The organism is Parasphingorhabdus sp. (genome assembly GCF_036963705.1).
In the GTDB taxonomy this organism is placed as follows: Bacteria; Pseudomonadota; Alphaproteobacteria; order Sphingomonadales; family Sphingomonadaceae; genus Parasphingorhabdus.
Genome location: NZ_JBALUT010000015.1, coordinates 46,687 through 58,850, shown reverse-complemented (window position 1 = coordinate 58,850; position 12,164 = coordinate 46,687). Strand labels below are relative to the sequence as shown.

9 protein-coding genes are annotated in these 12,164 nt (G+C 57.6%); 4 read left to right on the top strand and 5 right to left on the bottom strand.

The window, feature by feature from the left end:
- The 3 genes from V7680_RS05660 to V7680_RS05650 form a co-directional block, all read left to right on the top strand.
- Positions 1-643 (top strand): isoaspartyl peptidase/L-asparaginase (locus V7680_RS05660; RefSeq protein ID WP_335652313.1); only part of this gene is annotated, 643 nt, incomplete at its 5' end.
- A 349-nt stretch (positions 644-992) separates the two neighbouring features.
- Positions 993-2,513, top strand: a complete 1,521-nt coding sequence (locus V7680_RS05655; protein ID WP_335652312.1) for an acyl-CoA carboxylase subunit beta — start codon at positions 993-995, stop codon at positions 2,511-2,513.
- Between the two features lie 228 nt (positions 2,514-2,741).
- Complete coding sequence (locus V7680_RS05650) at positions 2,742-3,125, top strand: hypothetical protein (protein ID WP_335652311.1); 384 nt, start codon at positions 2,742-2,744, stop codon at positions 3,123-3,125.
- Positions 3,126-3,137: 12 nt separating this feature from the next.
- Here V7680_RS05650 and V7680_RS05645 read toward each other — a convergent pair whose 3' ends face one another.
- Positions 3,138-4,229: an endonuclease/exonuclease/phosphatase family protein gene (locus tag V7680_RS05645; RefSeq protein ID WP_335652310.1), complete on the bottom strand. Its 1,092-nt coding sequence runs from the start codon at positions 4,227-4,229 to the stop codon at positions 3,138-3,140.
- Positions 4,230-4,556: 327 nt separating this feature from the next.
- Positions 4,557-5,465: a haloalkane dehalogenase gene (locus tag V7680_RS05640; RefSeq protein WP_335652309.1), complete on the bottom strand. Its 909-nt coding sequence runs from the start codon at positions 5,463-5,465 to the stop codon at positions 4,557-4,559.
- Between the two features lie 568 nt (positions 5,466-6,033).
- Between V7680_RS05640 and V7680_RS05635 the strand changes: the two genes are divergently transcribed.
- Positions 6,034-6,762 carry an outer membrane protein gene (locus tag V7680_RS05635; protein WP_335652308.1) on the top strand — a complete coding sequence of 243 codons (729 nt, stop codon included), beginning with the start codon at positions 6,034-6,036 and terminating at the stop codon, positions 6,760-6,762.
- A 348-nt stretch (positions 6,763-7,110) separates the two neighbouring features.
- Here the strand turns inward: V7680_RS05635 and V7680_RS05630 are convergent, their stop codons facing one another.
- From V7680_RS05630 to V7680_RS05620, 3 genes are all read right to left on the bottom strand, one after another.
- Positions 7,111-9,312 (bottom strand): M3 family metallopeptidase, encoded by a 2,202-nt coding sequence (locus V7680_RS05630; protein WP_335652307.1) that lies wholly within the window; start codon positions 9,310-9,312, stop codon positions 7,111-7,113.
- A 170-nt stretch (positions 9,313-9,482) separates the two neighbouring features.
- Positions 9,483-10,331, bottom strand: coding sequence for a phosphodiesterase (locus V7680_RS05625; RefSeq protein WP_335652306.1), 849 nt, complete (start codon positions 10,329-10,331; stop codon positions 9,483-9,485).
- 27 nt (positions 10,332-10,358) lie between these two features.
- Positions 10,359-12,164, bottom strand: a complete 1,806-nt coding sequence (locus V7680_RS05620) for a cytochrome c3 family protein (protein ID WP_335652305.1) — start codon at positions 12,162-12,164, stop codon at positions 10,359-10,361.

Below are 12,164 nucleotides of genomic sequence, written 5' to 3'. Positions count from 1 at the left end.
AGGCGCCAACCAGTTCAGCCGCGAACAGGGGCTGGAACAGGTGACACCGGATTATTACGCTACCCCGCACCGGCTGCAACAGATTGAGGCCGTCCTCGCCAAGGAGATCAGCGCCGCCGACGTCGACTATAAGTTCGGCACTGTCGGAGTGGTGGCGCAGGACCGCGGCGGCGATATGGCTGCGGGCACATCAACCGGCGGGATGACCGGCAAGCGCTGGGGCCGGATCGGCGACAGTCCGATCATCGGCGCAGGCACCTATGCCGACAACCGCAGCTGCGCGATTTCAGCGACCGGATCGGGCGAATATTTCATCCGCCTCGGCGTGGCCCATGAAATATGCGCGCGCATCCGGTTGCGTTTTCCCGAAGCGATCCGGGAAGCGCAACTGGCAGTGCCGAAAGACGCCCACGGCAATGACACTTATGTCGTACACGGCAGCGAATTCCAGCTGTCCGACGAGGAAATCCAGCAGATTGCCGATGACGTGATCGCAGAACTGGGCGAACTGGGCGGCGACGGCGGGATCATCTACGCGACGCCATGGGGGCAGGCCGGTTACAGCTTCAACACCGCCGGCATGTATCGCGGCAGAGCCACCAGCGAGGGTGACGCGAGTGTGGCGATTTATGGGGATGAGTGAGCCGTAATGTTTCCTCCCTGAAGCGCAGCTTTGGGGAGGATGTACCTTCTGCACCTCTGCACAGGCGCACAAGCCAATTTGCTGCTTCCCCTAGCTTAACCAGTCGGTTAAACCCCTGCCATGATATCGCATCCGGCTACCATCTGATGATCCTGTCCTACATCCCTCCATCGCGCTATGTTGGCCGGATGATGGACGCAGCATCAGATTGTCTGGTCGGGACGGCCTTTTCGGAAGATTACACTCGACGACAATATGGCCGGAGGCGATCCGCATTTTTCTGCCGCCTCCAGCCAAAAGTCGCAGAAAATAAAAACCTCCGTAACTGTAAAGATGACCGGACCCGAATATGACATGGAAACCCGAACTTGAAGAACTGGCGGAACGCCAGCGGCTCGCAGAAAAAATGGGCGGGGAGGAAAAAGTCTCTCGCCAGCACGGTCGCGGCAAGCTGGATGCACGAGCGCGGATTGCGGGAATCGTCGATGAGGACAGCTTCCGCGAAATCGGCAAGATTGCAGGGCGCGGGACTTATGCCGAAGACGGGACGTTCGAGGATTTTGCTCCGAGTAATCTGATTTTCGGCCGCGCCAACATCGAAGGCCGGCCGGTTGTTGCCTCCGCCGATGACTTCACCGTGCGCGGCGGCGCTGCCGATGCGGCGCTGCACCGGAAATTCACCCAGTGCGAGAAAATGGCCCATACGCTCGGCATTCCGATGATCCGGATGATCGACGGCACCGGCGGTGGGGGTTCAGTCAAGTCGCTGGAAGATATGGGCTTTACCTATGTTCCGGCGGTCCCCGGCTGGGAAGATATTATCAAGAACCAAGACACGGTGCCGGTGGTGGCACTGGCGCTCGGTCCGACCGCGGGCATGGGCGCGGCGCGTACCGTCGCCAGCCATTATTCGATCATGGTCAAGGGACTATCCCAGATATTCGCCGCTGGCCCTGCGGTCGCTGCCGCGATCGGCGATGATCTCAGCAAGGAGCAATTGGGCGGATCGGACATTCATACCACCAACGGCGTGATCGACGAAGAGGTGGCCAGCGAAGCCGAGGCTTTCCTGACGGCTCGCAAATTCCTGTCTTACCTGCCGAGCAATGTGAACCAGCTGTCCGCCCGCACCGAAAACTGGGACCCCGTCGACCGCAAGGACGAAAGCCTGCTCTCCGCCGTTCCGCGCGCCGACAAGCAGGTCTATTCGATGCGCAAGATCATGACATCGGTGTTTGACGAAGGCTCGGTATTCGAAATGGGCAAGCGCTGGGGCCGCGCCGCGATTACCGCCTTTGCCCGGCTCGACGGCTGGCCGGTTGCTGTACTGGCCAATGATCCGTCTTTTCTGGGTGGATCATGGGAGGCAAAATCATCCGAAAAGGTCGAACGCTTCGTCAAGCTGGCCCAACAATTCCATCTGCCGGTCGTCCATCTGGTGGACAATCCCGGCTTCATGATCGGCGGCGAAGCCGAGCGCACCGGCACCATCCGCTATGGCGTGCAGGCGATGAACGCGGTGTATAGAGCGACCGTGCCATGGGCCAGCGTCATCGTTCGCCGCGCCTATGGTATTGCCGGCAGCGCGATGAGCAATGCCGAGAATTTCCAATATCGCTTTGCCTGGCCCTCGGGCGACTGGGGATCGCTGCCGATCGCTGGCGGCCTGGAGGTCGCTTACAAGAGCGATATCGAAAGCGCCGAAGATCCGGCCGCGCGGCTCGCCGAGATCAAGGCGAAGCTCGACAAGGTCACCTCGCCCTTCCGCACCGCCGAGCAGTTCAGCGTCGAGGACATCATCGATCCGCGCGAGACACGGCCCTTGTTATGCGAATTTGCCGATCTCGCGTGGCGAAAACTGGGCACATAATAAGCGCCCCGCGCGGTTCAGGGAACGGGATGGTGAATCGAGCGGGAGAGCAGTTGATTCGTTCACAGGTCGATCGGGGGCGCCGGTTAACATTGTCCTTCAACCCTCTCCATTAATCCCCTGGCTCATTTCGGGACTCACCCGGTAAATTATTCCTGCTCAAAATCAGACAGTTGACCACGACTGTGACGATAATCACCGGAAGATGTCGAATTACTCCTATCGATTTTGAACGAACCAGATATCATTTCATCTACCAAAACGAACGGTTCATCGCTGGTAAAGCAACGAAATGCGATTTGGTGCGAAGTAATCGAAGTAAGTTTGGCACAATCAAGGAAGGAAGAAACGATGTACTTATCTCCTAGATCATTCATCAATCAGCCTGTTCAACCATTGGCCGAACAGGGGAGCCAGCGCGGCTATCAGCCGCTCTATCATCTCGATATTGTCAACCGCTGCCCCGGTTGCGGCAAATCAAGCTGGCATGTCGGCCGGTTCAGTGCGGAATGCGCGCATTGCGAGACTGCTTTGCCGCTGGCGATGGTTGCCAGTCAGCCGATGCAGCCGCGTTTTACCGAGCATTTCAGCAAAACCGCGATGGCGGCCTGACCCCACTCGGGCTCAGTCTGATTTCAAACCCGCCAGATAGGAAGCTGCCGCATTTGACTTGATCCGCACCCACATCGGTTTGTGGTCGGACAGCTGATAAGTGCGCCAGTTTCCCTTGTAATATTTGGTCAGCGCAGCACCCTGCTTGTCCTTGCCGCCGGCCTTCTTGCGCAGCTCGCTTTCATATTCGAGCGTGTCACCATCGCGGAACACCGACTTGTAAATCTCGAAAATCCCGGCATTGGCTTTCTTCGGATCGTCGGTCTGGCGGTCGATGAAGTTCAATGTGTCATCATCGGTCATGAACGCGATCTGGTCATAATATTTTGTGAGATCCAGATTGGATGGCCGGTTGAGCGCGTTGGGAATCCGAAAGCCGTGCCGTTTCAGCGCCGTCATCGTTTCATGATCCGGGTGAACGATATTGAAATCACCCAGCAAGATCAGCGACCGGCCTTCCTTTTGCGCCTGTTCGGCCCGATCGCCGAAATAGTCTGCAACGCGGTCGATTTCCTGCACCCTTTGCTGCAATTTCGATCCCGAAGAGGAGCCGTAGAAAAGATGGACGGTGCAAATATCGAACTTGAACCAGCCGGATTGGAAAGCGGTGATAAACGGTGATCGCCGGAACTGCTTGCCCTGGAACAGCTCTCCCCCCTCTCCCGCCGTATCATCGGTGATCAGCATGTCGGTCGGCAGGACGATTTCACCGGCGATATTCTGGAACCGCACCTTGCGCTTGTCATAGAGATAGAGCAGCCGCTCACCGCCGCTGCCCAGCTTGTGATGGGTCTTGTCCGAGGCAATGAAATCATAGTCCGGCCCGAGCCGGTCCATCACCGCGCGCCAGTCGTCGAGATCGACCACTTCCTGCACCGCGACAAAGTCGAAGCGCGACAATATCTCGGCGATATACATCAGGCTTTCCGGTAGCCTTCTGACCTTGCCGAAATTGCGGATATTCCAGGTCGCGAGCAACAAGGTCTGCTCGCTGTCCTTGTCCGGCACTTCCCGGTCGAGCTGGCCGATCAGACGCTCGAGATTGCCGACAACCCGCGCCCGGTCGCTTTTGGGGACATATTTGAGATAATAATATTGCGGCATGATGCTTCTCCCATATTCAGGAACCGATACATGCGACCATCTTGTCTTTTGCCGGACTATAGCTGATCTTGCCGGTGTAGGACAGTCTCGATCAATCCTTGCCGTTCGGCTCGCGTTTGCCGGGCCCGAGGTCAGCAAAGCTAGCGGCGCCGTTCGACCGGAGGGTCCTTCGACAGGCTCAGGACGAACGGGTTTGGTTGCCGTTCATTCTGCGCTTGATGAACGGGGGCTGGTTCCGTTCGTCCTGAGCTTGTCGAAGGACGTCTCTCGTCTAGAAGCATGGTTCGACAGGCTCACCACGAACGGATAACCGACTCCTCTCCGCCCTCAAATATCCCCGAACGACTTCAACGCCGCCGGTGCGACCACATCACCCCATTCCTGCACGAAATGTCCCGCTTCCTCGATCAGCAAAGGCTCGGGACAGCCGTTGATCAGGCCGCGCATCATGTTCATCACCGGCGGACCAAGCACCGGATCGGAGCCGCCGATCGCCATGAAGCTGGGCCCCGTGAATTCGCCGCTCCAGAAAGCCGCTGCCTGTTTGCTGACCGCGACGCCGTCCATGTCGGGCGATACCGGCACCAGCGCCGGGAAAGTCCGAGCCCCGCCCTGATAGCTGGAATCAGGATAAGGCGCATTATAGGCCGCCGTTTCCGCCTCGGTCATTTGCGGCGTACCGCGCGCGATAATCTCGCCGGCGTCGAACACCGGTGTGGTCAGCGCATATTCTTTCCACGCGTTGAAGCCGTCGCCCGCACCGGTGCCGAGGCCCAGAGCGGTGTTCATGATGATCAGCCGCGACAGCCGCGCCTTGAAGGCCTCGTCGACCGGCAGGGTCAGGCCGATCAGCCCGCCCCAGTCCTGCACCACCAGGGTGATATTTTTCAGATCCAGTCGCTCGACCAGCGCCAGGATATGGTCGCGGTGAAAGTCGAACGTGTAAGTGGCGAAATCGGTCGGCTTGTCGGACCGGCCAAAGCCGAAGAAATCGGGACAGACGCCCCGCGCGCCGGTGGCGGTGAAATGCGGGATCATCTTGCGATAAAGGAACGACCAGCTCGGCTCGCCGTGCAGACAGAGAAAAGTCTTCTCTGCATCCGCTGGCCCGGTATCGACCCAGGCCGCGCGCAGCCCTTCATAGCCCGGCAGATCGTCGGCATAATATAGCGGAAAATCAAAGTCCGGGATATCGGCAAAACGATCTTCGGGCGTGCGGACAGCGGCGATAGTCATGGCGGGGCTCCTCTCGAGTGGCGACCTGCAACCTGTCAATATATCGGAAGCCGGTCAAGCGATGATGGATTGCGCCGAATATAGCAGGTTCGCCATGGCAAGAACGAAATTCTGGCGAAACTTTACAGAGACCGGCATTTTTATTTTCTGTAATCTTTGCCTCAAAACCCCGTAATTCAGCGCTTTCACCAAGGCCAAAGCCCTGCCTAGTGTAATCTTTGGAATTGCCCGCAGCGAAGCGCTGACAATCAAGGGGGAAGAGGCAGGACAGGCTCATCGCGATGCCTAACATAAGCGCAACCGCCGTCTGTAGGAAAGAGACATTGCACAGCAGAACCTGTCGCCCTCGACGGTCCGTCCAACCGCCAAAACGTGCTATTTTTGCAACTTTTCGACTTTATCGAAATTTATCCGATTTGTGATGGAACGACATTGGCCTGTGGACCGTTCACCCTACTCGTCGATCAATGACGCCCAGTATTTAGCCATGGATCGACGATAAGCCCGCAATCATAGCGGGCACCGCCGGAACGTCCTCGTTCCACATTTAGTTAATTGGAGTAATATTATGAAATCCCCCATGATCACCCCCCTGATCCTTTCCTCCGTCGTCGGTGCCTTTGCCGTTGCCACACCCGCAGCCGCCCAGTCCGACTCCACCTTCACCGGCCCACGCGCTGAAATCCTTGGCGGCTATGACACGCTACGCTCGGGAAGCGACGTTGACGTCGACACCGACAATGACGGCATTTTCGAGAATAACACTCTCGACCAGTCGGTCGACGGCTTCGCTTATGGCGTGGCTCTCGGCTATGACATTGATGCCGGCCCGGTCGTTCTCGGCCTCGAAGGCGAATATATGGATTCGACCGGCCGTCAGGAAGGCGATGAAGACGTCAACGCGCCGTTCGGCTATCGCATCAACCTGAAGCGCGATCTCTATATCGGCGCGCGTATCGGTGCGAAGGTCACCCCGACCACTCTGCTCTACGCCAAGGGCGGTTATACCAACACCGCAGTCGAATCCCGCTTCCAGGACCGGGCCGAAGCCGATGGCGTTGACCTGAACTTCGACGACAGCCAGCAGGTTGACGGCTACCGCCTCGGCGCGGGCGTCGAGCAGCTGATCGGATCCGGCAAATCCGGCAACGGTTCCGGTGCCTATGTCAAACTCGAGTATCGCTATTCCAACTATAGCTCGCTCAAATATAACGACACATTGTTCAACGATAACAATGAAATCGGCGTCGACCTCGACCGCCATCAAGTGGTCGCGGGCGTTGGTTTCCGCTTTTAAGTTGGAGCTAGGCTAGCAACAGAAGGGCGCGCCGTTCATTGGACGGCGCGCCCTTTTTTTGTTTTGGGAGATGGCCTACCGCGAACCGCCTGTGCGTCCACCATCTCCATAAGCTGCGAGGGAAAAGGCGTAGACAGCGCTTCGGGTTCAGAGCCGATATATTGCTGCCATGTGGGACTGGCTTCGGGGTGGTTTTGATAGTAGCTGCACATTGGTGCATGTGTGGCCGGCTCCAGAGTAGCCACAGGCACTGAATGCCGTCACATAAAAAAGGGGAGCACAACCGCACTCCCCTCTCCTAACTTCATCCAGACAACAGCGGCTCAATTCACCGCGTCGCCCTCAGCCTCATTCACCCGGTACAGGAAAGCCGCGCTTCTTGAGGATATATTTGACCTCGGGATCGCGGCCGCGGAATTTGCGGTAGGCTTCCTTGCGGTCGGTTTCGTTGCCGGTCGCCAGCAGGATCGAGCGGAAACGTTCCGCGGTTTCCTTGTCCCACACATCGCCGGCTTCTTCAAAGGCGGCCCAGGTGTCGGCGTCCATCGTTTCCGACCAGAGATAGCTGTAATAGCCGGCCGAATAGGCGTCCGACGAGAAGAGGTGATTAAACTGTGGCAGGCGGTGCCGCATGACGATCTCTTTCGGCATGCCGATTGCGGTCAATGTCTCGCGCTCGAACTTGTCGGGGTCGGTGATCGCTTCCTCACGATTGTGCAGCTTCATGTCGACGATCGCCGAGGACAGATATTCCACCGTCGAGAAACCCTCGTTGAAGGTTTTTGACGCCTGAATCTTGTCGACCAGTTCCTTCGGGATCGGCTCGCCGGTCTTGTAATGGGTGGCGTAGGTCGAGAGGATATAAGGCGTCATCAGCCAATTCTCGTTCACCTGGCTCGGATATTCGACAAAGTCGCGCGGGGTGCCCGCGAGGCCGGGATAGGTGATGTCATAGTTGAGATAATGCAGCGCGTGACCGAATTCGTGGAACAAGGTCGTGGCATCATCGAGGCTGATCAAAGTCGGCTCGCCGTCGCCGCCCTTGACGAAATTATTGTTGTTCGACGATATGGTATATTCGTTTTTGCCACCCAGCTTGTAACTGTCCTTGTAGGTAGTCATCCACGCGCCGGAGCGTTTGCCGTTGCGGGCGAAATTGTCGAAAAACTGGACGCCAATAACCTTGTCGCCGCGTTTGACTTCAAAAGTGCGAACTTCGGGATCGAACACAGGAATGCTGCCGGTAGTTTCGGTGAAGGTCATGCCATAGAGTTTGCCGGCGGCATCGAACAGCGCGTCCATCATCTTGTCGAGCTGGAAATAGGGTTTGATCTCGGCGGAATCGAGGTCATATTTCGCCTTGCGGACCTTTTCCGCATAATAGCGATAATCCCACGGCGCGATGGTGATACCAGCGCCTTGGGCATCGGCTATTTCCTGCATGTCAGCGACTTCTTCACCGACGCGCGCGACGGCGGCTGGCCAGACCTTCATCATCAGGTCCATCGCCGCTTCCGGTTCCTTGGCCATCGTGTCGGCCATGCGATAATGGGCGTGGGTCTTGAAACCGAGTAGCTTGGCGCGGTCGGCGCGCAGCTTCAGGATTTTGGCGATGGTCGCGTTGGTGTCATTCTTGTCACCATTGTCGCCGCGGTTGATATAGGCGTTGTAAACCTTCTCGCGCAGATCGCGACGGGTCGAGTTCTGCAGGAAGGGCTGCATCACCGAACGGGTGTTTTTCAGCGCCCAGCCGGTCTTGCCCTGCTCTTCCGCCGCAGCTTTCAGCGAGGAGACAAAACTGTCCGGCAGGCCAGCCAGATCGGCTTCGTCGGTCAGGAAGATGAAGGTTTCCTCATCGGCCAATACCTTGTTGGAAAAGTCGTTAAACGCCTTCGACAATTCGGTATTGTAGGCGATCAGCGTTTCTTTTTTCGCGCCGTCGAGCAGAGCGCCATCGCGGACGAGCTGCTCGTAATTGCGTTCGACCAGACGGGTCTGCTGGGCATCGAGGCCAGCGGAAGCGCGATTGTCATAGACCGCTTTGGTCTTGGCGAGCAATTTGGGATCGAGGGTCAACTGGTCGAAGAAAGCGGAGACTTTCGGCAACCATTCGCCCTGGATTTCGCGAACCTGGTCGTTGGAAAGGTTGCTGCTGTGCACGCCCCAGATCGCGAACAGGTCATTGGCTTCATTACCGACCAGTTCCATCGGCACGGTGAAATTTTCAAAGGTCGCAGGGGCCGGATTGTCTCGGATCGCGTTTACTTCGGCCTGGATCTTGTCCATCGTCTGCTGGAAGGCGGCCGGAAAATCGGCGACTTTGACTTCATCCCACGGCGGCACGCCATCATAAGGACCTGTCCATTTTTGCAGGATGCTATTGTCGCTTGCCGCGCTTGGGGCGGATTGATTGGCGCTCATTTTGTTCAGTTCAGCTGTGGTCATTTTTTTCCCATGGTGGTCGGCGAAAGCGGGCGTCGCGGTCGCGCCGATAAGCGCGGCGCTGGAAACGCCCAGAAAGATTTTTCGGCTGGAAATCGTGAATCGCATTAGTGTTTCTCCAAATATCAGACCGCTCTCGCGCGTCTACCTGAAGCGCATGAGGCGCTGTTGGAGATGGTCTAGCCAAAGCGAAGCGGAAACGCAAAAAAGGTTGCGTTAGAAATCACTTATTAGACGAACGACCGTGTCCCGACGATGAACAGCATCGAAAAAACCGGTTATTTCGGTCTTTCGGCGAGCAAAGCACGGACCAGAGGCTGGAGATTTTCGTCGTAGCGAGCGAGCAGGACATGCTCTTCGGCGGTCTCGAAATGGCTGACCAGCTGGCGCCCGTTCCAGTAATGCAAAGCGATCGATGGCGCGTCGGCGACGATCATGTTGCGGCCATCGGGATTTTCCGGATCGATCGGATTGAGATCCAGCGCCACTTGCGGCGCAGTAGAGGCGCAAATTGCCAGACTGATATCGCGCCACCAGGTCGAGATATTGCGATGCAAATGTCCGGTGATCATGCCCTTTACATTATCGTGACCGGCTACTGCATCGGCGAGCCGAGCAACCCAGGGCTCGTCGGGATGGGTGTTCATCCAGTCGATGCCGCTTTCGACCGGTGGGTGGTGCAGAACCAGTATTGTCGGCTTGTCTTCATTCTCCGCAAGCCGCTCCGACAGCCATTTAGCCCGGGCCTCGCAGAAGGCACCGCCATGCCTGCCCTCCTCCAGCGTGTCGAGAAACAGCAGCCGCAATTCCGGTGTGTCGACCTCATATTGGACAAAGCCCTCAACCGTCGGAACATTCGGAAATTGCTTGGAGAACGGCGCGCGCAAATCATGATTGCCGAGACACATGTAGGTCGGAAATGGCACCCCCGAAAGAGCGTTTTCAAGCCGCCGGTAGCTTTCCAGATCACCGCGGTCAACAAGATCGCCGGTGGCCAGCAATAGATCGGGCTGCGGTTTCATGTCGCATATCGTCTTGATCGCCTGATCAAGACGCTTGCGGTTAAATTCCGCTGGATTATCCGGATCGAAACCCAGATGAATATCCGTGATCTGCGCCATCAACATGGGCGACCTCCCCTATTTGTTGTGGCCCTACTGACCGGCAATCTGCTTCTCCGGCTTCACTTGTTTGTCTTTTTTCTGGTCCCTGACCAGCCAGGGCGCACCATCGTCGGCGTGATAGTCATGGCACATGGCGCATGACGACGGCACGTCGGAAGATTTCTGGAATTCCCCGCCATGACATTCGCGGCAGGTCTTGATCCCGGGCAACAGCAGATCGTCGGCAGCCTTGGATGTAGTCGCATTGTGGCAGCTCGTGCATGTCTCGTCATTATGGGCATCATGGCTGAACCAGCCTTTTTCCATATAGCGATCGGTCTGGGTCACCGGCTTGATGCCATAATCGACCCGTCCGCGAGCGGTCGGCGGGGTAACCCCATGACAGTCGAAACAGGCGCCTCCGCGAGAGAATACCTGATTGATCGCGAGATTGGCGCGGCTCGGACGGAACTGGACGGCGCGGGCATAATCGCTGGCGACGCGGACATCATTGCTCTCGCCTGGGCGGCGGCGTTTCATCCCGCCGAGATTGATCGGACGGTTCGGGCGGGTGGAGCGATAATAAGCCCTGAGATCAGCCTGAACCATCGCCGGTTCCCCGTGTCGCAAGGTCCGGACCGTGCCGCCAATCTCGTCAAAGGCGAGACTATGGCACATGCTGCAGTCCTCTTTCATATCGACCGGTTCAAAGCGCACGCCCTTGGGATCGACCGTGTGGCAATCCTTGCAAGCGAGCGATGAACCAAAGCCAAATTCTTTCGACAGTCTGCGGCCCATTTGCGCGACACCGCCGGTCTTTGACAAATGCACGTCATGCGGGAATTTCAAGCCATTATATTCGGTCGGCTTCTCATCGAGCGATATCCGTTTGCGCTCCGGATTCTTGCCGCCAGGCGACACCAGAACGGCCGGCCTGAACTGCGGATGTTCAATCCCGAAGTCCGATGCGTTTTCCAGTTTCGTGTCGGTCAAACGTCCATCCATCCCATTGTGGCAATCCGCACAGAATTTTTGCGCAGTAGGCTGCATAGCACCGCCGCCTTCATGCTCGCTGTGACATTCGACACACCTGCCCGGTGGTTTGTTGAAAGCAGACGCAAACGCAGCGCCGATTTTCTCCAGCCCCTCCGGACCGCCGCGAGCGGTCAGCAGGCGCGGCTTGGCCGCATGGTCATGGGCATCGTCTTCATGACAAGTCAGGCAGGTATTGTCCGTGACGGTGACAAAAGCATCGACGTGACAGGCCTGACAGTCTTTCTCTAGCCCGTGATGGGCTTTGCTCAACGCGCCGGTTGACCACATGGTATCGGCGTGGAACTGGTCGGGCCGTTCCTCGACCCCGCGCCAGGTCGCCCAGGTGTAGATCGGCCAGACCAGAAACGCCGCCAGCACCAGAGCGATAAAACCCCAGGCAGTGAGCCGTTTCCCCGGCAACAGACCCTTGAGTGTATAAAGAGTAGATTCGCTGCGCGTTTCGGCGGAATCAGACAAGGCCTCGACCCGCTTGACGGTCAGGACAATATCCTCGCCCTCTTCGCTGACGACGATGACATGGCCGCCAAAGCCGAGCTCGGCGCCGGCGGACGGATCGATGGTGACCGAAATCCGGTGCTTGCCGTCAAGCGTGAAATTCTGGCCCGAGGTGCTTTCGACAATGATCTGACCGTCATCGCGCTTGCTGATGGTTGCATGGTCCGGATTGACCGCAAGATCGGGCAAATGGATCGCGTTGGTTGTACTGCGGCCGATACCGATTTCGCTGGCCGGGAACGGGTTAGACCGGATAATTTCCCGTCCGTCTGCTGTGGTCGCGATCTGGCGTACTATGAAGGTCAT

Excerpts from the sequence above, each read along its gene's own strand:
- V7680_RS05625 (WP_335652306.1), bottom strand. The coding sequence starts at position 10,331 with ATGTTGATGGCGCAGATCACGGATATTCATCTGGGTTTCGATCCGGAT.
- V7680_RS05630 (WP_335652307.1), bottom strand. The coding sequence starts at position 9,312 with ATGCGATTCACGATTTCCAGCCGAAAAATCTTTCTGGGCGTTTCCAGC.
- V7680_RS05645 (WP_335652310.1), bottom strand. The coding sequence starts at position 4,229 with ATGCCGCAATATTATTATCTCAAATATGTCCCCAAAAGCGACCGGGCG.
- V7680_RS05640 (WP_335652309.1), bottom strand. The coding sequence starts at position 5,465 with ATGACTATCGCCGCTGTCCGCACGCCCGAAGATCGTTTTGCCGATATC.
- V7680_RS05635 (WP_335652308.1), top strand. The coding sequence starts at position 6,034 with ATGAAATCCCCCATGATCACCCCCCTGATCCTTTCCTCCGTCGTCGGT.
- V7680_RS05655 (WP_335652312.1), top strand. The coding sequence starts at position 993 with ATGACATGGAAACCCGAACTTGAAGAACTGGCGGAACGCCAGCGGCTC.
- V7680_RS05620 (WP_335652305.1), bottom strand. The coding sequence starts at position 12,164 with ATGACCTTCATAGTACGCCAGATCGCGACCACAGCAGACGGACGGGAA.